We start from the raw sequence: 19239 nt of genomic DNA on the forward strand, positions 1-19239 counted from the left end.
GGCGGGCGGTCAGCCCACCGACCCTTCCAGCGAGACTTCCAGCAGCTTCTTGGCTTCCACCGCGAACTCCATCGGCAGTTCGCGGAACACCTGCTTGCAGAAGCCGTCGACGATCATCGACACCGCGTCTTCCTGGCTGATGCCACGGGCGCGGCAGTAGAACAGCTGGTCGTCGGAGATCTTGGAGGTGGTGGCCTCGTGTTCGACGGTGGCGCCTGGGTTCTTCACCTCGATGTAGGGGAAGGTGTGGGCGCCGCACTGCTTGCCGATCAGCAGCGAATCGCACTGGGTATAGTTGCGCGCGCCATCGGCGTTGCGGTCCACCCGCACCAGGCCGCGGTAGGTGTTCTGGCCACGGCCGGCACTGATGCCCTTGCTGACGATCTTGCTCTTGGTGCGCTTGCCGACGTGGATCATCTTGGTACCGGTGTCGGCCTGCTGGCGGTGGTGGGTCAGCGCGACAGAGTGGAACTCGCCCACCGAATCGTCGCCCAGCAGCACGCAGGACGGGTACTTCCAGGTGATCGCCGAACCGGTTTCGACCTGGGTCCAGGTGACCTTGCTGCGCGCGCCACGGCATTCGGCGCGCTTGGTGACGAAGTTGTAGATGCCGCCGACGCCGTTCTCGTCGCCCGGGTACCAGTTCTGCACGGTGGAGTACTTGATCTCCGCGTCTTCCAGCGCGACCAGCTCGACCACCGCGGCGTGCAGCTGGTTCTCGTCGCGCATCGGCGCGGTGCAGCCTTCCAGGTAGGACACGTAGGCCTTGTCCTCGCACACGATCAGGGTGCGCTCGAACTGGCCGGTGTGGCCGGCATTGATGCGGAAGTAGGTGCTCAGTTCCATCGGGCAACGCACGCCCCTGGGAATGAACACGAAGCTGCCATCGGAAAACACCGCCGAATTGAGCGCGGCGAAGTAGTTGTCGCCCACCGGCACCACGGTGCCCAGGTACTGGCGGACCAGTTCCGGGTGTTCCTTGATGGCCTCGGACATCGAGCAGAAGATGATGCCCTTCTCGGCCAGTTCCTTGCGGAACGTGGTACCGACGGACACCGAGTCGAACACCGCGTCCACCGCCACGCCTGCCAGCTTGGCACGCTCGTGCAGCGGCACGCCCAGCTTGTCGTAGGTGTCGAGCAGTTCCTTCGGCACGTCATCCAGCGAGGCGTACTTCGGGCCCTTCGGCGCGGAGTAGTAGCTGAGCGCCTGCAGATCGATCGGCGCGATCTCCAGCTTGGCCCAGTCCGGCATCGGCATGGTCAGGAAGTGGCGGTAGGCGTCCAGGCGCCACTGCGTCATCCACTCCGGCTCGTCCTTCTTGGCCGACAGGGCACGGATGGTGTCCTCGTCCAGGCCCGGCGGCAGGGAGTCCGATTCGATCTCGGTGATGAAGCCGGCCGAATACTTGCGGCCGAGCTGCTCGTGGATCTCGCGGTTGGGGGTGTCGTCGTGGGCGACGTTTTCGATGGTTTCGGTGGCCATGGGGGGCTGCCTGTGGATCAGGAGACGACGTCGACAGCGATGGTGCGGCGCTGTTCGTCATCGGCAAGGGGAAGAGGGGGCAGGATCTGGGCGAGGGTGACATCGCGCAGGGCCTCGGAGACCACGTCGTTGATCAGCCGCCAGCTGCTGCGCGCGCCGCACTTGGGCGCCATGCCGCACTGGTGGTGGTCGTGGCTGCATTCGGTCAGGGCCAGCGGCCCTTCCATCGCTTCGACCACTTCGAACAGCGAGATCTCGATGGCCGGGCGGGTCAGGCGGTAGCCGCCACGGACACCGCGCAGTCCTTCGACCAGGCCGGCCTGGGCCAGTGGCTTGAGTACCTTGCTGACGGTGGGCGGCTCCAGGCCGGTGAATTCGGCCAGCTCGGTGGCACTGAGCACCTCGCCCGGACGGGCGGCAAGCACGGTCAGTACCACGGTGGCGTAATCGGTGAGCTTGGTGACACGCAACATGGGAATGCGAGCGGTTCTTAAAGCGGACTGAAATTGTACGCTTTTATTCGCCGGCATCCAACCCGGGCATTCAGCCGGCGCTGGGAGGGACCGGGACGACGCACCGGGGCCGCTGCCGGGGCGCAATGCTGCGCCAACGGGGTGATTTTCGCAATCACCCGGAATGGGCGAGAATCAACGTTCCTTTCGCTGCAGACCTCCCTTGCCGATGCCGAAGAAGATCCAAGCCCGCAAGTCCGCCATCCATGGCAACGGCGTGTTCGCCGTGGCCCCGATCAAGCAGGGCGAGCGCGTGATCCAGTACAAGGGCCTGCTGCGCAGCCACGGCGACGTCGATGCCGATGACAGCGGCGACGTCGAAAGTGGCCATACCTTCCTGTTCACCCTCAACGACGACTGGGTGATCGATGCCAACTACAAGGGCAATGACGCGCGCTGGATCAACCACAGCTGCGATCCGAACTGCGAGGCGGTGATCGAGGAAGACGAGGATGGTGACAGCCGTGGCGACAAGGTGTTCATCGAGGCGCTGCGTGACATCAAGGCCGGTGAGGAACTGACCTACAACTACGGCATCACCCTGGCCGAGCGCCACACCGCCAAGCTGAAGAAGATCTGGGAGTGCCGCTGCGGCTCGCCCAAGTGCACCGGCACGATGCTGCAGCCCAAGCGCTGACCGGTACCGGGTAGTGCCGGCCGCTGGCCGGCAAGGCGCAATCCGGGTGCCGGCCAGCGGCCGGCACCACCCGGAGGCTCTCCACCTGCCGTGCACGGCAGGGTCACCGCCGTGCAAGGGCCATTCTTCCATTCTGTCGGCACCCCCAACCGGAGTGCACCCATGGCAGAACGATTGAAGGGCAAGCAGATTGCCATCCTTGCCACCCACGGCTTTGAACAGTCCGAACTGACCGAACCCAAGCGTCTGCTGGAAGCCGAAGGCGCGCGCGTCAGCGTCGTGTCGCCTGCAAAGGAGGCGACGATCAAGGGCTGGAAAGAGAAGAACTGGGGCGACGCCGTCGCGGTGGATATTCCGCTGGATGAGGCCGATCCGGCCAGCTTCGATGCGCTGGTGCTGCCGGGAGGAGTCATCAATCCGGACACGCTGCGTACCGACGAGGCTGTACTCGGCTTCGTCCGCGCAGTAGACGAGGCCGGCAAGCCTGTGGCTGCGATCTGCCATGGCCCGTGGCTGCTGATCAACAGTGGCCTCGCCGATGGCCGCGAGCTGACGTCCTGGCCGTCCCTGCAGCAGGATCTGACCAATGCGGGGGCGAACTGGCGCGATGCCGAGGTCGTGGTCGACGGCAACGTGATCACCAGCCGCAAGCCGGACGACATCCCGGCCTTCAGTGAGGCGGTGGTCAAGGCACTTGCCGCCTGATGCGCTACCGGTAGTGCCGGCCGCTGGCCGGCACCACCTTACTTGCCCAGCACGCCTGCCGGCACCAGATTGCCCAGGTTCTGGTTGAAGGTGACCACCAGCTTGCCGTTCTTCACCTGTGCCGACTGCACCTGCAGCGCGCCAAGCACGCCGGCCACGGCCGGATCCAGCTTGTAGATTGGCTCCCGCTGGGCGTAGTCGCTCAGCCAGGCGTTGAGCAGGCCGCGGGTACGGGAGTCGAGACGACCGCCCTGGTTGGCCGGGGTGAAGTCATCCACGCTCGGCTGCTGCAGGTGGAACCCCTGGGTCTGCGCGTCGTAGCGCAGGCCGCTGCTGAGCTTCACCGTACCCAGCTTGGCCGGATTGCCACCTGCAGTGGCCAGTGCCACATCCATGCCGAGGTTCAAACGCTCGCCGGCCGGCAGGCTCAGCTGAGGGTGGCTCATGGTCAGGGCGATCAGTCCGCCCAAGGCGTCCTGGGTGCGCGGGAAGCTGCCATCGAGGTATTGCTGTACATCGCTGGCGCCCACCGACAGTTCGCGACCGGAAATGGAGGGGGCGGCCTGGGCACCGATCGCGGCTGCGATCAGTACGGTGGAGGCGGCGAGGCGGGTCATCAGGGAACGCAGGCGCATGGCGGTGACCGCTGGATAGGGAATGGATGGAGGAAAGAGTAGCCGGGGCGGCTGAATCGTGCGTGCATGCCGCTGCAACAGTTCAGTCCAGCGTTGGCCGCAGTTGAGCCGACTGGATCTGCCAGGCGCGGCCATCGGGGCTGGGCTGCACGCGATACCAGCCGCCGAAGCGGAAGGTGCCTTGTGCGGTGGTCGCGCGGAGCCGCACCGGCACCTCCAGCAACCGGGATGGCTCCCGGCCGTCGCGTGCCAGCGGGGTTCCGCTGTCCAGACGCAGCGTGCGCAGGTCCTGCAACTGGCGTATCGCAGCGTCATCTGCGCGGTGCGGATCGGCAGGTGGAATCGCCCATGCCGCGTCGCTGGCGCTGCGGTCGCGGTTGAGCAGCGCGATCACGTAGCGGTTGAGCATCACCGAAGGTGGTTCGGCGTCGGCAGCGACCGCGGCGAACAGCGGATCGATCGTTGCTGACTGCAGGGACGCTGCGTCGGTGTCTGCAACGGCCTGTGCTCCCGCGCTGGCTGGTGATGGCGCAGGCGCAACGTCCGGTTGTGCAGTGGGTCTGGAACAGCCCAGCAGCACCAGTGGCGCGATCAGGAAAAGCGTCCTGCGCATGCCTCCTCCCCGAGGCGATATGGAGAAGGCAGTGTATCGACTGGGCTCCTGTCAGCGGGAGGTGGGCAACTGTTCCAGTGCATCCAGCGCCGGCAGCACCTGCCCGGCGATGGCGGCCAACGCATGTCCATCGGTTTCGGCGTGGCGCTGCACGATGTCGCGCAGCAGCTGGGTGGCAATCACCAGGGTCGCGCGTTCATCGCCGCTGAGCCCTGCGGTCCGCGGCGCCGCTTCCAGCAGGCGCATCAGGTCGCGGCTGGCGCGATGTTCCAGTTCGATGGTGCAACGCCCGGTGCACTGCACCCCGTCCTTTTCGATGGGGGTCACCGAGATCCGGTAGCGGGTGGAGGGGCTGGCCATGAGGGGATGCTCGCCGTAGCTGTGGAGGATGTGCCAACGATAGGCAAGGCCACGGCCGGCGGCGACGGCCGGCGCTGCACGCAGTGTTCCACCCGGTACGTTCCGGCACCGCCGCAGGCCGGGCCCAGCCAATGGCGACGGGCCTGTACGGGCATTCCCTGGGATGTGGCAACGCTGTGTTGCGGGCCGTGGTTGGGACAAAAAAAACGGGACGGCCAGAGCCGTCCCGTCGGAATCCGCGTTGGGGCGCGCGCTTACAGCGCGGCGTCCTTCAGCTTCTTCAGCGGACGCACCTTCAGCTTGGTGGTAGCCGGCTTGGCGGCGAACCACTGTTCTTCCTTGGTGAACGGGTTGATGCCCTTGCGCTTCGGCTTGGCCGGCACATTGACGGTGGTGATCTTCAGCAGACCCGGCAGGGTGAAGGAGCCAGCGCCCTTCTTGTGCACCGAGGATGCGACGGCGCTTTCCAGCGAGGCCAGCACAGCGCGGACGTCCTTGGCGATGACGCCGGAGGCTTCAGCGATGTGTGCAACCAGGCCGGACTTGGTCAGCACTTCCTTGATCGGCTTCGGAGCGGCCGGCTTGGCGGCTGCCTTCGTCGCGACTTTCTTCACTGCCTTCTTCGGGGCAGCCTTCTTAGCGGTCTTTGCCATGGTTTCCTGTTCCGTGAACGGTTGGTTGTTTGGTCGGCGCCGAACCCCGTCGGCAAGCGCAATGTAGGGCAACTCTCGGGCGCCGCCAATAGCCCGAAGCGCGGAAAGTGCATGTTTTTTCATATCCAGGCCGATTCAGTACATGGCCGGCGATGGGGGACGGGGGTGTCGGGACGCGGCTGGCCTCCAGCGCCCGGTCATCGGCGGGATGCGCGAAACCACTGAAAACAAGGGGGAAATGCGTTTCCGGCTGGTGATGAAGTGTCCATCTGCCCGGCGCCGGAGCGACGGGGCGCGTGCGGCGGAGCGACGCAGGGCTAACGCGCCACGTGCGAGGGTGATCGTTCATCACCGTCATGCAGGAGCAGCACATGGGAATCTCGCGACACGCCACCGCGCACTGGGAAGGCGACCTGAAGTCGGGCAAGGGGCAGTTGAGCACGCCGCAGAGTGGGTTGCTGGACAAGACCCGCTACGGCTTCAACAGCCGCTTCGGCGACGAGAAGGGCACCAATCCGGAAGAACTGATCGCTGCCGCGCATGCCGGCTGCTTCACCATGGCGCTGTCGGCCAAGCTGGGCGAAGCCGGTTTCACCCCGACCTCGCTGGATACCGAAGCCAAGGTCGATCTCTCGCTGGAAGGTGGTCCGCAGCTGTCGCAGATCCGGCTGACAGTGAAGGCTGTTGTGCCGGGCATCGACGCGGCGAAATTCCGCGCGATTGCCGATGACGCCAAGCAGAACTGCCCGGTGTCCAAGGCGCTGAGTGCGGTGCCGATCAGCCTGGAAGCCGAGCTGGGCTGAGCCGGCGCATCTGTAGAGCCGAGCCCATGCTCGGCTTCTGCAGCTCCCGTGATCTGGCCGAAGAGCAGCCGAGCATGGGCTCGGCTCTACAGTGTCCCTTTACCAATCGATGGTGCCGGTGATGACGGTCTGCACCTGGCCACCGGACCAGACCTCGCCGTCCTCATCGACCAACAGGGTCAGGCGCGCATCGTGGCCGACTTCGCGGCCCTGGCTGACTTCGAACGGCGCACGGCCCCGCGGCAGGGCCTCGCGCAGGTCCAGCCACGCGGCCAACACGGCGTTGGCGGCTCCAGAGGCAGCATCTTCGAAGCGGCGACCGTTTCCGACGAAGGCACGTACCGCCAGATCGAACCCCTCGCTGCCATCGCTGAAGGCATAGGCAAACACACCCATGCTGTCGGTGGACTCGGCCAGCGCAGCCACCGCGTCCCAGTCCGGACGCAGGGCGCGCAACGCGGCTTCATCGGCCACCTGCACCACCCACCAGCTGCGACCACCCTGCATGCGTGCCGGCGGCAGTGTGCCCAGCGGCCAGTCCTTCAGCGCGGCCTGCAGGCGCGGATCGGTGGCCTCGGCGGTTTCGGCCAGCTGCGCGCGCGGGGTGCGGATGGCGATGCGCTGCTGCGCGCCTTCGCCACTGACACGCAGCGGCAGCGCACCGGCTATGCCGTCCTGGACCAGCACACCGTCGACCGCTGCGGCCAGGCCCGCCTGCAGCACCGCATGCGCGGTACCGACGCTGGGGTGGCCTGCGAACGGGACTTCCTTCTGCGGGCTGAACATGCGCAACCGATAGCTGGCGCCGGGCACCTGCGGCGGGAACACGAAGGTGGTCTCGGGCAGGCGCGTCCAGCGCGCGATGGCCTGCATGCCGGCGTCGTCCAGGCCTTCGGCGTCGAGCACAACGGCCAGCGGATTGCCGGCGCCGGCGCGCGGGGAGAACACATCCAGCTGCAGGAAACGGCGGGTGGTCATAGGGGGCGAACTCCGTAAAACGAGAGGGGATACGGTAGCGCCGGGCCATGCCCGGCGTCCGTGTGCTGCGTTCACCGGGCGTGGCCCGGCGCTACCAATGGATGCTGCCGTCGATCACGCACTGCACCTGGCCGCCAATCCATACCGTGCCCTGCGCATCGACCTGGACCTGCACGCAACCGTCGCGGCCGACTTCGCGGCCCTGGCTGGCCACGTAGCGGCCCTCGCGGCCGGGCAGGGCATTGCGCTGCCGCAGCCAGGCGCCGATCAGCGCATTGGCGCTGCCGGTCACCGGGTCCTCGGGCACGCTGGGGGCATCAGCAGGGCAGAACGCGCGCACCACGCGGGTGTGGTCGGTGCCGGCTTCGTCGGCGAACACCGCCACGCCAGTGGCATCGGTCGCCCGACTCCAGCCGGCCAGCGCGGCCATGTCCGGCACCAGGCTGCGCACGGCGGCGGCATCGCGCAGCGGCAGCAGCCACCAGCGTGCGCCGTTGTCCCACAGCTCCGGCGCATGGCCGTCGGCAGCCAGCGCCAGCAGCCCCGAGGGTGCCGCGTCGGCTGCCGTTGCCAGCTGCCGGGCCGGAGGGCTGGCCAGCTGGATCTCCAGTGCTTCGGCCGGGCCGCTCACCTGTACCGGCAACAATCCCGCCGCGCACTGCTGGACCAGCGCGCCGTCGCGCGGCTGGGCCAGGCCGCAGGTCACCGCTACCCACGCCGCGCCGACGCTGGGATGGCCGGCGAACGCCAGTTCCCGGGTCGGGGTGAAGATGCGGATGTGGTAGTCGGCGCCGGGCGCGCTGGGGCGCAGGAAGAACACCGTCTCGGACAGGTTCAGCCAGGCGGACAGGGCCTGCATCTGGCTGCCGGAGAGCCCATCGGCGTCCAGGATGGCGCCCAGTGGATTGCCGGTGCCGGGGCGGGGGGCAAAGACATCGAGCTGCAGGTAACGAAGGACGGCCATCTACGGGGATATTGCGCTTAGAATCAAAGGTTCCGCCCCCGAGGGCGGCTTCCCCACATTCTACATAGCCAATCCATGTCAGCTTCCCCCCTTGTCGATCGTTGGATCGTACTGAAGTTCGGCGGCACCTCGGTGTCGCGTCGTCATCGCTGGGACACGATCGGGAAGCTGGCGAAAAAACGTGCGGAAGAGACCGGCTCGCGCGTGCTGGTGGTGGTGTCGGCGCTGTCCGGGGTCACCAACGAACTGACCGCGATCGCCGATGGCGCGCCGGACAGCCGTGATCGCGTGGCCGCGCTGGTCGAGCGCCACGAGGGCTTCCTGGTTGAACTGGGCCTGGGCCGCGAGGTGCTGGCCGAACGTCTGGCGGCGCTGCAGGGCCTGTTGGACGACGCGCGCGCCGCGACCCGTCCGCTGGACTGGCAGGCCGAAGTGCTGGGCCAAGGCGAGCTGCTGTCCTCCACCCTGGGTGCGGCCTACCTGCGCGCGTCAGGCCTGGACATGGGCTGGATGGATGCCCGCCAGTGGCTGGATGCGATGCCGCCGCAGCCGAACCAGAGCGACTGGTCGCAGCGGCTGTCGGTGAACTGCCAGTGGCGCGCCGACGCGGAGTGGATGCAGCGCTTCCGGGCGCAGCCGACCCGCCTGCTGATCACCCAGGGCTTCATTTCGCGGCATGCCGACGGCGGCACCGCCATCCTCGGTCGCGGCGGTTCGGATACCTCGGCTGCGTACTTCGGCGCGTTGCTGGGGGCCAGCCGCGTGGAGATCTGGACCGACGTGCCGGGCATGTTCAGCGCCAACCCGAAGGATGTGCCGGACGCGCGCCTGCTGACCCGCCTGGACTATTACGAAGCACAGGAAATCGCCACGACCGGCGCCAAGGTGCTGCACCCGCGCTCGATCAAGCCGTGCCGTGATGCCGGCGTGCCGATGGCCATTCTCGATACCGAGCGCCCGGAACTGCCGGGTACCAGCATCGATGGCAGTGCCGCGCCGGTCCCGGGGGTGAAGGCGATCAGCCGCCGCAACGGCATCGTGCTGGTGTCGATGGAAGGCATCGGCATGTGGCAGCAGGTCGGCTTCCTGGCCGATGTGTTCAACCTGTTCAAGAAGCACGGCCTGTCGGTGGACCTGATCGGTTCGGCCGAAACCAACGTCACCGTGTCGCTGGACCCGTCCGAGAACCTGGTCAACACCGATGTGCTGGCCGCGCTGTCGGCGGACCTGTCGCAGATCTGCAAGGTGAAGGTGATCGTGCCGTGCGCGGCCATCACCCTGGTCGGCCGTGGCATGCGCTCGCTGCTGCACAAGCTGTCGGACGTGTGGGCCACGTTTGGCCGCGAGCGCGTGCACATGATCTCGCAGTCGTCCAACGACCTGAACCTGACCTTCGTCATCGACGAGGCCGATGCTGACGGCCTGCTGCCGATCCTGCACGCCGAGCTGATCGACAGCGGTGCGATGCCGGTGGAAGAGACCGAGGTGTTCGGCCCGCGTTGGCGCGAGATCGCTGGCACGGTGCGCCCGCGCGGCACGCCGTGGTGGCGTGGCCAGCGCGCGCACCTGCTGCAGTTGGCCGATGCTGGTACGCCGCGCTACGTCTACCACCTGCCGACCGTGCGCGCCCGCGCCCGCGCGCTGGCCGCGATCAAGCCGATCGACCAGCGCTACTACGCGATCAAGGCCAACAGCCACCCGGCCATCCTGCAGCTGTTGGAAGCCGAGGGCTTCGGCCTGGAGTGCGTGTCGCACGGCGAACTGAAGCACGTGTTCCAGCACCTGCCGGAACTGTCGCCCAAGCGCGTGCTGTTCACTCCCAGCTTCTGCCCGCGCAGCGAGTATGAAGCCGCATTCGCGATGGGGGTGACCGTCACCGTCGACAACGTGGAAGCGCTGCAGCGCTGGCCGGACCTGTTCCGTAACCGCGAGCTGTGGCTGCGCGTCGACCTGGGCCGTGGCGAAGGCCACCATGCCAAGGTCCGTACCGGCGGCAAGGACTCCAAGTTTGGCCTGCCGATCGCCCGCGTCGACGAATTCGTGCGCGCGGCCACTGATCTGGGCAGCCGCGTGGTCGGCCTGCACGCGCACCTCGGCAGCGGCGTGGAGACTGCGCAGCACTGGCGCCTGATGTGCGATGAGCTGGCCGGTTTCGCCCGCCGCATCGGCAGCGTGCAGACCATCGACATCGGCGGCGGCCTGCCGATTCCGTATTCCGCCGAGGACGAGCCGTTCGACCTGGATGCGTGGGCCGAGGGTCTGGCCGAGGTCAAGGCGCTGCATCCGGCGTTCCGCCTGGCGATCGAGCCGGGCCGCTACCTGGTCGCCGAATCCGGCGTGCTGCTGACCCACGCCACTCAGGTTGTGGAAAAGGACGGCGTGCGCCGTGTTGGCCTGGATGCCGGCATGAACGCACTGATGCGCCCGGCGCTGTACGACGCCTGGCACGACATCGAGAACCTCAGCCGCCAGGGCGGCTACGCCGAGGCGGCATTCGATGTGGTCGGCCCGATCTGCGAATCCAGCGACGTGTTCGGCAAGCGCCGCAAGCTGCCGGTGTCGACCGCGCCGGACGACGTGATGCTGATCGCCGATGCCGGCGCCTACGGCTATTCGATGGCCAACACCTACAACCAGCGGGTGCTGCCGCGCGAAGACGTGATCGAGTGATCACCACCCGCGCCCTGCACCCGCCCACTGACACGCCCCGCGCAGCTGCGCGGGCCCGTGCCTGACCGGATACACCATGACTGCTTTCGACAAACACCAGGTTTCCCGCTTCCGCTTCGTCCGCTGCGAATTCGCTGCGGAGACCGGCGTGGCCAAGCTGGTCTACGCCTTCGATGACGGCCCGGAGATGGTGGAAACCATCACCGTGCCGGGCGCCCCGTTCGTGCTGGACGAGGCGCGCGCCGCCGCCGTGCAGCGTGCGCTGCAGCTGCTGCACTTGATTGCCGGTGTCAGCTACTACAAGGCCGGCGTGCCGGAGACGGTCAGCATCGACAGTTATGCCATCGACGCCGATACCGCGGCGCTGGTGGAGACGGTCTACCTCAACGGCCTGGGCGAATTCGCCTACCGCAACGGCCTGAACCTGCGCGGGCGCTTCCGCCTGCCGGTGCAGGGCGAGGCGGTGCAGGCGCCGGTGCTGGGCCTGCACGCGCACGCGCTGGTGGCCATCGGTGGCGGCAAGGATTCGCTGGTCAGCATCGAAGCGCTGCGCCGTGCCGGCGTGGACGAAACGGTGACCTGGATTGGTGGTTCGCAGCTGATCCGCGCCTGCGCAGAGCGCACCGGCCTGCCGACGCTGAACCTGGGCCGCGCGCTGGCGCCGGAACTGTTCGAACTCAACCGCCAGGGCGCGTGGAACGGGCATATTCCGGTCACCGCAGTGAACTCGGCGATCATGGTGCTGGCCGCGCTGCTGCAGGGCGTGGACCAGGTGGTGTTCTCCAACGAGCGCTCGGCCAGCTACGGCAGCCAGATTCCGGGCACCGGCGAAGTGAACCACCAGTGGTCCAAGGGCTGGGCCTTCGAGCAGGCGTTCGGCAGCCATGTGCAGAAGCACGTGGCGGCGGACCTGCAGTACTACTCGCTGCTGCGCCCGATGTCCGAGCTGGCGGTGGCCCGCCAGTTCGCCAAGACCGATTTCTACGACGCGCATTTCTCCAGCTGCAACCGCAACTTCCACATCCTCGGCGAGCGCCCGGTGAACCGCTGGTGCGGCGTCTGCCCGAAGTGCCACTTCGTGTTCCTGGCGTTGGCCCCGTTCATGCCGAAGACGCGCCTGGTGCGCATCTTCGGCCGCAACCTGCTGGACGATGCCGAACAGGCCGGTGGCTTCGATGCGCTGCTGGAATTCCAGGACCACAAGCCGTTCGAGTGCGTGGGCGAAGGCCGCGAATCGCGTGCGGCGATGGCGACCCTGGCGCAGCGCCCGGAATGGAAGGAAGACGTGCTGGTGAAGCGCTTCTGCAATGAGATCCAGCCGCAGCTGGATGCCGCCGAGCTGGAACTGGCACCGCTGCTGCTGTTGCAGGGCGAGCACCGCATTCCGACCGCGTTGTGGGAACAGGTGCGTGAAGATTTCGCAGCTTGAAGAAAAGCGCGTCGCGCTGTGGGGCTGGGGGCGTGAGGGCCGTGCGGCATTTTCGGTGCTGCGTGCGCGCCTGCCCGCGCTGGCCCTGAGCCTGTTCTGCCCGGCCGCTGAGGCCGAGGCGGCGCGTGCGGAAACGCAGGAATTGCTGGACGTGCGCGGTGAACCCACTGCCGAAGCGCTGGCCGCGTTCGATGTGGTGATCAAATCGCCTGGTATCAGCCCCTACCAGCCGATCGCACTGGCGGCGGCGGAGCAGGGCACCACGTTCATCGGCGGCACCGCGCTGTGGTTCGCCGAGCACGCCGCCGACGATGGCATCGTGCACGACACCGTGTGCGTGACCGGCACCAAGGGCAAGAGCACCACCACCGCGCTGGTCGCGCACCTGCTGCGTGCCGCCGGTCACCGCACCGGCCTGGTCGGCAACATCGGCCTGCCGCTGCTGGAAGTGCTGGATCCGCAGCCGGCGCCGGAATACTGGGCGGTGGAACTGTCCAGCTACCAGACCGGCGAAGTGGCGCGCAGTGGCGCCCACCCGCAGGTGGCGGTGGTGCTGAACCTGTTCCCGGAACACCTGGACTGGCACGGCAGCGAACAGCGTTACATCCAAGACAAGCTGCGGCTGGTGACCGAAGCTGCGCCGCGCATCGCCGTGCTCAATGCCGCCGATCCGCACTTGGCCGCGCTGTCGTTGCCCGACAGTGAAGTGGTCTGGTTCAACCAGCCACAGGGCTGGCACATGCGCGGTGACATCGTGCATCGCGCCGAACAGGTGGTGTTCGATACCCGCAACACGCCGCTGCCGGGCCGGCACAACCGCGGCAACCTGTGCGCGGTGCTGGCTGCACTGGAAGCACTTGGCTTGGATGCAGTGACATTGGCACCGGCGGTGCAGGACTTCCGTCCGTTGCCGAACCGCCTGCAGCGCATCGGCGTGGCCGATGGCCTGACCTACGTCAACGATTCGATCAGCACCACGCCGCACGCCAGCCTGGCCGCGCTGGAATGCTTCGCCGGCCAGCGCATCGCGCTGCTGGTGGGCGGGCACGATCGTGGGCTGGACTGGACCGATTTCATGCAGCACATGGCGCACGATGTGCCGCCGGTGGAGATCGTAACGATGGGCAGCAACGGCCCGCGCATCCACGCCATGCTGCAGCCGCTGGCCGACGCCGGTCGCTTCGGCCTGCACGCCGCCGCTGATCTGCCCGAGGCGATGGCGCTTGCACGCGCGGCGCTGGGTACGCAGGGTGGCGTGGTGCTGCTGTCGCCGGGGGCGCCGAGCTTTGGTGCCTACCGCGATTACGTGGCCCGTGGCCGCCATTTCGCCGAGCTGGCCGGGTTCGATCCGGACAGCATCAGCGCTATCCCAGGCTTGGGCGTCGCTTGAGGGGGCGGATCCCTTTCCGCAGGAAAGGGCTCTGACCCCGGATTGATCCTCCGCGCCCCATCCACGCATGGCGTGGATCTACCATGGGTGCATTCCCCTGGCGGATCCGGACACCCGTATGTGTACGCTCGTCACCCTGTTCCTGCCTACGTCGTTTTCGCATGCAGAAGCCGCCGCAATCATGCAGCGCCGCGGCCGGCGCCTGTTCGCGCAGGATTCGCCCAGCCTGCAGTCAGCGGTCGGACCCGGTTGACAGCCTTGGTTGAGTGCCGTGCACTGCGATTGCGGCACGTCGCTGGCCTCGGCGCAGGCCGTTCCTGAGTGGAACGGCGATGTCGAACGCTGGCGGAAGAACGGCTGGGGCGAGTCCAAGATCGCGCGTGCTCTGGCCGAGCAGTTGGCGCGGCATGAGCAGGAGCAGCAGGTTCGCCGGGATGAAGCTCTGGGCGACGCCGGCCAGTGGCTGCAGCGCATCGATGCACTGTTGCAGGCCGGTGCCGCGCGTATCGGCCTGCTGGTGCGTGACTACGACGGTGCGGTGGGTGCCCGGCAGCCGAAGCCGCCAGAGCGTCGCTGGTCGCGGGCGTCGCTGGAGGCAGCGGATCTGCTGGCCTTCGCGCCGGGGACGCTGCACTGGATCGAGCGCGGGTGAGGACGCCATCCACGCATGGCGTGGATCTACTGTAGAGCCGAGCCCATGCTCGGCTGGATTTCAGTCGTCCTGATCGAGGAACGCGTACCCGCCATCGATCAACTGTTGCAGGTACACATCGAAGCTCGGCGCGATCACCGCGTAGCTGTCCGGATCGTGCAGGTAGCGCACTACCTGGCCGGCTGTGCCGCCCGGTGCCGGATCGAAATCCAGGTACAGCATCGAGGTGCCGCCGTTGTTCATGCAGTGCGAGAAGCACAGGCGGCGGTTCATCGGCAGATCGGCGTCGATGCCTTCACCCAGGATCTCCGGCTCGTCGTCCAGCCATTCCTCGTAGATGGAACGGATGCTGTCGTCCCATTGCTGCTGGTCCTCGAAGATCTGCCCCACCGAACGCAGGTAGTACGGATAGCCGCCGTCCTCGACGTCCGAACCCAGCATCAGCACGCAGACCTCGCCACCGGGGTACTCGCGGAAGTGCGTGCCATCCACGCGCGAGAGCAGTTCCACCAGGCTGTCCGGCACCTGCGGCCACTGCACACGCAGGCGCTGCAGGTCTTCGGCGCTGGCGCCCCGTACGTGGGCCCACTGCGGGGCATCGTCGGCAGGCAGGCGCGGGATCAGGCCAGACAGAAAGCGATCAACAAGGTTCATGCGAAAAAAGGGGACGGAGGGGATCAGGTCGTATCCAACCACACCTGCGTCACGTCGCCAATGCAGAATGCGACGCGGGAGGGGCGAGTACGGCTAATCCCCTCCGTCCCCTTCTTCTTGCGGAGCAGGCACATGAATCGTTGGCGATGCGGTGTGGCGGTGATGCTGGGGCTGGCGGTGATGCCGGCGTGGGCGGCGATGAAGACGCAGCCGGTGGAATGGAAGCACCAGGGCACGACCTTCAGTGGCGTGCTGGTCTATGACGATGGCGAGCATGACAAGCGCCCGGGCCTGGTGATGGTGCCGAACTGGAAGGGCGTGAACGACTCGGCCATCGAGAAGGCCAAGCAGCTGGCCGGTGACGATTACGTGGTGCTGGTGGCCGATGTGTACGGCAAGGGCGTGCGGCCGAAGACCGATGCCGAGGCCGGGCCAGTGGCGAGCAAGCTGCGCAAGGACCGGCCGTTGCTGCGTGCGCGCGCGTTGGAGGCAGTGAACGTGCTCAAGGCGCAGGCCGGCAAGGTGCCGCTGGATGCCAGCCGGATCGGCGCGGTCGGCTTCTGTTTCGGCGGCACCACGGTGCTGGAACTGGCCCGGGCCGGTGCGCCATTGGCCGGTGTGGTCAGCCTGCACGGTGGGCTGGGTTCGCCGCTGCCGGCGCAGGCCGGTGGCACCCATCCGTCCGTGCTGGTGCTCAACGGGGCCGATGACAAGAGCGTGACCGCCGAGGACATCGCTGGCTTCCAGAAGGAAATGGACGCGGCCAAGGTCGATTGGGAGTTCACCAACTACAGCGGTGCGGTGCACTGCTTCGCCGAGCGCGATGCCAACAGTCCGCCGGGGTGCCAGTACAACGAGCGGGCGGCGAAGCGCGCATGGAAGGCGCTGGATGAGTTCTTCGAGGAACGCTTCGAGAAACGTTGATTCGTGCAGTGGTAGTGCCGGCCGCTGGCCGGCAACCTCACGATGCTGCGGATGTCATCGGGAATGCCGGCCAGCGGCCGGCACTACCGATGCTTCAGTGCCGACCAACGGTCGGCACCCACCGGAATGCCGGTTTGGTGGGTGCCGACCGTTGGTCGGCACACCTCAGCCGGTCAATGCGAGCGCTGCACCGCGTAGCGTGCCAGGCCGCGCAGGGCGGCCACCGCATCGTTATCACCCAGGCCATCCAGCGCACGCTCGGCGGCTTCGGCGTATTCCTCTGCACGCGCGCGGCTGTACTCCAGGCCGCCGGTGGCGCGGATCGCGGCCAGCACTTCCGGCATCGCCGAGGCATCGCCGTCCTGCACGATGGTGCGCAGGCGCTCACGGGTGGCGTCGTCGGAGTGCGCCATCGCGTGGATCAGCGGCAGCGTCGCCTTGCCTTCGGCCAGATCATCGCCCAGGTTCTTGCCCAGCTCGTCGGCGTTGGCCGAGTAGTCCAGCACGTCATCGGCGATCTGGAACGCGTAGCCCAGGTGCATGCCGTAGTCGAACAGGGCCTGCTGGGTGGCTTCGTCCACACCGCTGGCCAGCGCGCCCAGACGGGTGCCGGCGGCAAACAGCACGGCGGTCTTGCGCTCGATCACGCGCAGGTACGCCGCTTCGTCGGTGTCCGGGTTGTGCACGTGCAGCAGCTGCAGCACCTCACCCTCGGCGATGCGGTTGGTGGCGTCGGCCAGTATCTGCATCACCGACATGCGCTCCAGCTCGACCATCAGCTGGAAGCTGCGCGAGTACAGGAAGTCGCCGACCAGCACGCTCGGCGCGTTGCCCCACAGCGCATTGGCGGTGCTGCGGCCACGCCGCAGGCTGGATTCGTCCACCACGTCGTCGTGCAGCAGGGTGGAGGTGTGGATGAACTCGATGATCGCGGCCAGCTGGTGGTGGTCCGCGCCCACATTGCCGACCGCACGGCCGGCCAGCATCACCAGCATCGGGCGCAGGCGCTTGCCGCCGGCGGAAATGATGTGATCGGCGATCTGGTTGATCAGCACGACGTCCGAGGACAGCCGGCGCCGGATCAGGGCGTCGACGGCGGCCATGTCGGCCGCGGCAAGCGACTGGATCTGGGGCAGGCCCAGGGCGGGACGGGTGTCTTCGGTGATGGTCATGCGATCAGGCTTTCAGGCTCACCCCCGATTATAGGCGCTGGCCGTGAATTCGGGCGCAAACCGGGCTGGCCGACGCCCCCGGCCCGGCTACGGCTGCCGCCTGCGTGAATACGTATGCAGGTTGCGCCATGCCCGCGAGGCCGCCGCTAAGCTTGCCGGAACAGGATTTCGGCCCGCTTCCGGCGGGCCCTGCATGCCCGGAGGGGGGCTGTCGATGTCGCACTATCCATGGTGGCGCGGAGCCGTCATCTACCAGATCTACCCGCGCAGCTACCTCGATGCCAACGGCGATGGCGTGGGCGACCTGCCGGGCATCATCGAGCGACTGGACCACATTGCCGCGCTGGGCGTGGACGCGATCTGGATCTCGCCGTTCTTCAAGTCGCCGATGGCCGACTTCGGCTACGACATCGCCGACTACCGCGACGTCGACCCGCTGTTCGGCAGCCTCGACGACTTCGATCGCCTGTTGGCCAAGGCGCACGGCCTGGGCCTGAAGGTGATGATCGATCAGGTGCTGAGCCATACCTCGATCGAGCATGCCTGGTTCCGCGAGAGCCGCCAGGACCGCAGCAACCCGAAGGCGGACTGGTACGTGTGGGCTGACCCGCGCGAGGACGGCACCCCGCCCAACAACTGGCTGTCGCTGTTCGGTGGCGGCGCCTGGCAGTGGGAGCCGCGCCGCGAGCAGTACTACCTGCACAACTTCCTGGTCGACCAGCCGGACCTGAACTTTCACAACCCGGACGTGCAGCAGGCCACCCTGGACAACGTGCGGTTCTGGCTGGACCGCGGCGTGGATGGCTTCCGCCTGGACGCGATCAATTTCTGCTTCCATGACGCGCAGCTGCGCGACAACCCGCCCAAGCCGGCGGACAAGCGCGTGGGCCGCGGCTTCAGTCCGGATAACCCCTACGCCTACCAATACCACTATTACAACAACACCCAGCCGGAGAACCTGCCGTTCCTGGAGCGCCTGCGCGCGCTGCTGGATCAGTACCCGGGGGCGGTGAGCCTGGGCGAGATCTCCTCGGAAGACTCGCTGGCCACCACGGCCGAGTACACCCGCGATGGCCGCCTGCACATGGGCTACAGCTTCGAGCTGCTGGTGGACGACTACAACGCGGCCTACATCCGCGACACGGTTTCGCGGCTGGAAGCGGCGATGACCGAAGGCTGGCCGTGCTGGGCGGTTTCGAATCACGACGTGGAGCGGGCGGTCAGCCGCTGGGGCGGCCACCCGGCCGATCCGCGCCTGGCGCGGATGCTGGTGGCGATGCTGTGCTCGCTGCGTGGCTCGGTCTGCCTGTACCAGGGCGAGGAGCTGGGCCTGGCCGAGGCCGAGGTGCCGTTCGAGGCCCTGCAGGACCCGTATGGCATCACCTTCTGGCCGAACTTCAAGGGTCGCGACGGTTGCCGTACCCCGCTGCCGTGGACCGATGCGCCGCTGGCCGGTTTCACCACGGGCAAGCCCTGGCTGCCGATCCCGGCCGAGCATCGGGCGGCGGCGGTGGCCGTGCAGGAGTGCGACCCGCACTCGGTGCTGGCGGCGTTCCGGGCATTCCTGGCCTGGCGGCATAGCCAGCCGGCGCTCCTGCATGGCAGCATCCGATTCATCGAAAGCGCCGAGCCAGTGCTGCTGTTCGAGCGTATGCTTGCAGATGAAACCCTCCTGCTGGCCTTCAACCTGTCGGCCGAGGCGGTGAGCCATCCGCTGCCGCCGGGCAACTGGCAGCAGGTGGCGGTACCGGGCCCGGATGCGGGCACGGTGCAGGGTGATGAACTCCAGCTGCCGCCGCGTGCGGTGTATTGCGCCCGACGCAGCTGACCGTTTTCTCCGGTGGCGGTACTTGCGGGGACGGGGCCGAAGCGCCCCGTCCCTTTTTTGTGGGTGGGGGGCCTGGCCGACCAACGGCCGGCATCCGCGCAAAGGAAAACCCGCTGCCTGCGCAGCGGGTTTCCGGTCCTGCTCCCTGTTTTCTGTTGCCGGCCAGCGGCCGGCA

The 19239-nt window shown here is 67.4% G+C and carries 19 protein-coding genes; 9 read left to right on the forward strand and 10 right to left on the reverse strand.

Annotated features, from left to right (window positions below):
- Positions 1-9: 9 nt before the first annotated feature.
- Both sufB and ACZK29_RS05340 read right to left on the reverse strand, forming a co-directional pair.
- Positions 10-1485, reverse strand: a complete 1476-nt coding sequence (gene sufB / locus ACZK29_RS05335) for a Fe-S cluster assembly protein SufB (RefSeq protein WP_049414162.1) — start codon at positions 1483-1485, stop codon at positions 10-12.
- Positions 1486-1502: 17 nt separating this feature from the next.
- Complete coding sequence (locus tag ACZK29_RS05340; protein WP_005408436.1) at positions 1503-1958, reverse strand: SUF system Fe-S cluster assembly regulator; 456 nt, start codon at positions 1956-1958, stop codon at positions 1503-1505.
- A 208-nt stretch (positions 1959-2166) separates the two neighbouring features.
- On the opposite strand from ACZK29_RS05340, the gene ACZK29_RS05345 reads away from it, so the two are divergent.
- Positions 2167-2634, forward strand: a complete 468-nt coding sequence (locus ACZK29_RS05345; protein WP_012479369.1) for an SET domain-containing protein — start codon at positions 2167-2169, stop codon at positions 2632-2634.
- Positions 2635-2796: 162 nt separating this feature from the next.
- Positions 2797-3339 (forward strand): type 1 glutamine amidotransferase domain-containing protein, encoded by a 543-nt coding sequence (locus tag ACZK29_RS05350; RefSeq protein ID WP_024956948.1) that lies wholly within the window; start codon positions 2797-2799, stop codon positions 3337-3339.
- A 38-nt stretch (positions 3340-3377) separates the two neighbouring features.
- Here ACZK29_RS05350 and ACZK29_RS05355 read toward each other — a convergent pair whose 3' ends face one another.
- The 4 genes from ACZK29_RS05355 to ACZK29_RS05370 all read right to left on the reverse strand — a co-directional run bounded on the left by ACZK29_RS05355 (position 3378) and on the right by ACZK29_RS05370 (position 5600).
- Entirely contained in the window at positions 3378-3974 is a 597-nt protein-coding gene (locus ACZK29_RS05355; protein ID WP_005408439.1) for a YceB family lipoprotein, read from the reverse strand.
- A gap of 82 nt (positions 3975-4056) precedes the next feature.
- Positions 4057-4587: a hypothetical protein gene (locus ACZK29_RS05360; protein WP_478446756.1), complete on the reverse strand. Its 531-nt coding sequence runs from the start codon at positions 4585-4587 to the stop codon at positions 4057-4059.
- A 51-nt stretch (positions 4588-4638) separates the two neighbouring features.
- Positions 4639-4947 carry a DUF3861 family protein gene (locus ACZK29_RS05365; RefSeq protein ID WP_099553066.1) on the reverse strand — a complete coding sequence of 103 codons (309 nt, stop codon included), beginning with the start codon at positions 4945-4947 and terminating at the stop codon, positions 4639-4641.
- A 254-nt stretch (positions 4948-5201) separates the two neighbouring features.
- On the reverse strand, positions 5202-5600 hold the full coding sequence (locus ACZK29_RS05370; protein ID WP_010483539.1) for an HU family DNA-binding protein: 399 nt from the start codon (positions 5598-5600) through the stop codon (positions 5202-5204).
- Positions 5601-5971: 371 nt separating this feature from the next.
- Between ACZK29_RS05370 and ACZK29_RS05375 the strand changes: the two genes are divergently transcribed.
- The gene (locus ACZK29_RS05375) at positions 5972-6403 is read left to right on the forward strand and encodes an OsmC family protein (protein ID WP_111203049.1); all 432 of its coding nucleotides are present in this window, start codon (positions 5972-5974) and stop codon (positions 6401-6403) included.
- Between the two features lie 99 nt (positions 6404-6502).
- Here ACZK29_RS05375 and ACZK29_RS05380 read toward each other — a convergent pair whose 3' ends face one another.
- Together ACZK29_RS05380 and ACZK29_RS05385 are read right to left on the reverse strand one after the other, a co-directional pair.
- Complete coding sequence (locus ACZK29_RS05380) at positions 6503-7381, reverse strand: PhzF family phenazine biosynthesis protein (RefSeq protein WP_111203047.1); 879 nt, start codon at positions 7379-7381, stop codon at positions 6503-6505.
- 91 nt (positions 7382-7472) lie between these two features.
- On the reverse strand, positions 7473-8345 hold the full coding sequence (locus ACZK29_RS05385; protein WP_478446757.1) for a PhzF family phenazine biosynthesis protein: 873 nt from the start codon (positions 8343-8345) through the stop codon (positions 7473-7475).
- Positions 8346-8420: 75 nt separating this feature from the next.
- Between ACZK29_RS05385 and ACZK29_RS05390 the strand changes: the two genes are divergently transcribed.
- The 4 genes from ACZK29_RS05390 to ACZK29_RS05405 all read left to right on the forward strand — a co-directional run bounded on the left by ACZK29_RS05390 (position 8421) and on the right by ACZK29_RS05405 (position 14486).
- Complete coding sequence (locus ACZK29_RS05390) at positions 8421-11015, forward strand: bifunctional aspartate kinase/diaminopimelate decarboxylase (protein WP_478446758.1); 2595 nt, start codon at positions 8421-8423, stop codon at positions 11013-11015.
- 76 nt (positions 11016-11091) lie between these two features.
- Positions 11092-12444: a UDP-N-acetyl-alpha-D-muramoyl-L-alanyl-L-glutamate epimerase gene (gene murL, locus ACZK29_RS05395; protein ID WP_478446759.1), complete on the forward strand. Its 1353-nt coding sequence runs from the start codon at positions 11092-11094 to the stop codon at positions 12442-12444.
- Positions 12425-13834: a UDP-N-acetylmuramoyl-L-alanine--D-glutamate ligase gene (gene murD / locus ACZK29_RS05400; RefSeq protein WP_478446760.1), complete on the forward strand. Its 1410-nt coding sequence runs from the start codon at positions 12425-12427 to the stop codon at positions 13832-13834. Before murL ends, murD begins: the two co-directional genes overlap by 20 nt.
- Positions 13835-14096: 262 nt before the next feature.
- Positions 14097-14486, forward strand: a complete 390-nt coding sequence (locus ACZK29_RS05405) for a hypothetical protein (RefSeq protein WP_478446761.1) — start codon at positions 14097-14099, stop codon at positions 14484-14486.
- Between the two features lie 60 nt (positions 14487-14546).
- Here ACZK29_RS05405 and ACZK29_RS05410 read toward each other — a convergent pair whose 3' ends face one another.
- Positions 14547-15140 carry an SMI1/KNR4 family protein gene (locus ACZK29_RS05410; RefSeq protein WP_459048300.1) on the reverse strand — a complete coding sequence of 198 codons (594 nt, stop codon included), beginning with the start codon at positions 15138-15140 and terminating at the stop codon, positions 14547-14549.
- Positions 15141-15272: 132 nt separating this feature from the next.
- Here ACZK29_RS05410 and ACZK29_RS05415 point away from each other — a divergent pair, with 132 nt between their 5' ends.
- Positions 15273-16064 carry a dienelactone hydrolase family protein gene (locus ACZK29_RS05415; RefSeq protein WP_478446762.1) on the forward strand — a complete coding sequence of 264 codons (792 nt, stop codon included), beginning with the start codon at positions 15273-15275 and terminating at the stop codon, positions 16062-16064.
- 173 nt (positions 16065-16237) lie between these two features.
- Here the strand turns inward: ACZK29_RS05415 and ACZK29_RS05420 are convergent, their stop codons facing one another.
- Positions 16238-17236, reverse strand: a complete 999-nt coding sequence (locus ACZK29_RS05420) for a polyprenyl synthetase family protein (protein ID WP_249844769.1) — start codon at positions 17234-17236, stop codon at positions 16238-16240.
- Between the two features lie 214 nt (positions 17237-17450).
- On the opposite strand from ACZK29_RS05420, the gene ACZK29_RS05425 reads away from it, so the two are divergent.
- On the forward strand, positions 17451-19064 hold the full coding sequence (locus ACZK29_RS05425; RefSeq protein ID WP_478446763.1) for an alpha-glucosidase family protein: 1614 nt from the start codon (positions 17451-17453) through the stop codon (positions 19062-19064).
- Positions 19065-19239 lie beyond the last annotated feature (175 nt).

The organism is Stenotrophomonas sp. 89682_Sma, assembly GCF_056481405.1.

What these genes read in the sequence shown, in the direction of transcription:
- sufB (WP_049414162.1), bottom strand. Translation starts at nt 1,485, where the DNA reads ATGGCCACCGAAACCATCGAAAACGTCGCCCACGACGACACCCCCAAC.
- ACZK29_RS05340 (WP_005408436.1), bottom strand. Translation starts at nt 1,958, where the DNA reads ATGTTGCGTGTCACCAAGCTCACCGATTACGCCACCGTGGTACTGACC.
- ACZK29_RS05345 (WP_012479369.1), top strand. Translation starts at nt 2,167, where the DNA reads ATGCCGAAGAAGATCCAAGCCCGCAAGTCCGCCATCCATGGCAACGGC.
- ACZK29_RS05350 (WP_024956948.1), top strand. Translation starts at nt 2,797, where the DNA reads ATGGCAGAACGATTGAAGGGCAAGCAGATTGCCATCCTTGCCACCCAC.
- ACZK29_RS05355 (WP_005408439.1), bottom strand. Translation starts at nt 3,974, where the DNA reads ATGCGCCTGCGTTCCCTGATGACCCGCCTCGCCGCCTCCACCGTACTG.
- ACZK29_RS05360 (WP_478446756.1), bottom strand. Translation starts at nt 4,587, where the DNA reads ATGCGCAGGACGCTTTTCCTGATCGCGCCACTGGTGCTGCTGGGCTGT.
- ACZK29_RS05365 (WP_099553066.1), bottom strand. Translation starts at nt 4,947, where the DNA reads ATGGCCAGCCCCTCCACCCGCTACCGGATCTCGGTGACCCCCATCGAA.
- ACZK29_RS05370 (WP_010483539.1), bottom strand. Translation starts at nt 5,600, where the DNA reads ATGGCAAAGACCGCTAAGAAGGCTGCCCCGAAGAAGGCAGTGAAGAAA.
- ACZK29_RS05375 (WP_111203049.1), top strand. Translation starts at nt 5,972, where the DNA reads ATGGGAATCTCGCGACACGCCACCGCGCACTGGGAAGGCGACCTGAAG.
- ACZK29_RS05380 (WP_111203047.1), bottom strand. Translation starts at nt 7,381, where the DNA reads ATGACCACCCGCCGTTTCCTGCAGCTGGATGTGTTCTCCCCGCGCGCC.
- ACZK29_RS05385 (WP_478446757.1), bottom strand. Translation starts at nt 8,345, where the DNA reads ATGGCCGTCCTTCGTTACCTGCAGCTCGATGTCTTTGCCCCCCGCCCC.
- ACZK29_RS05390 (WP_478446758.1), top strand. Translation starts at nt 8,421, where the DNA reads ATGTCAGCTTCCCCCCTTGTCGATCGTTGGATCGTACTGAAGTTCGGC.
- murL (WP_478446759.1), top strand. Translation starts at nt 11,092, where the DNA reads ATGACTGCTTTCGACAAACACCAGGTTTCCCGCTTCCGCTTCGTCCGC.
- ACZK29_RS05410 (WP_459048300.1), bottom strand. Translation starts at nt 15,140, where the DNA reads ATGAACCTTGTTGATCGCTTTCTGTCTGGCCTGATCCCGCGCCTGCCT.
- ACZK29_RS05415 (WP_478446762.1), top strand. Translation starts at nt 15,273, where the DNA reads ATGAATCGTTGGCGATGCGGTGTGGCGGTGATGCTGGGGCTGGCGGTG.
- ACZK29_RS05420 (WP_249844769.1), bottom strand. Translation starts at nt 17,236, where the DNA reads ATGACCATCACCGAAGACACCCGTCCCGCCCTGGGCCTGCCCCAGATC.
- ACZK29_RS05425 (WP_478446763.1), top strand. Translation starts at nt 17,451, where the DNA reads ATGTCGCACTATCCATGGTGGCGCGGAGCCGTCATCTACCAGATCTAC.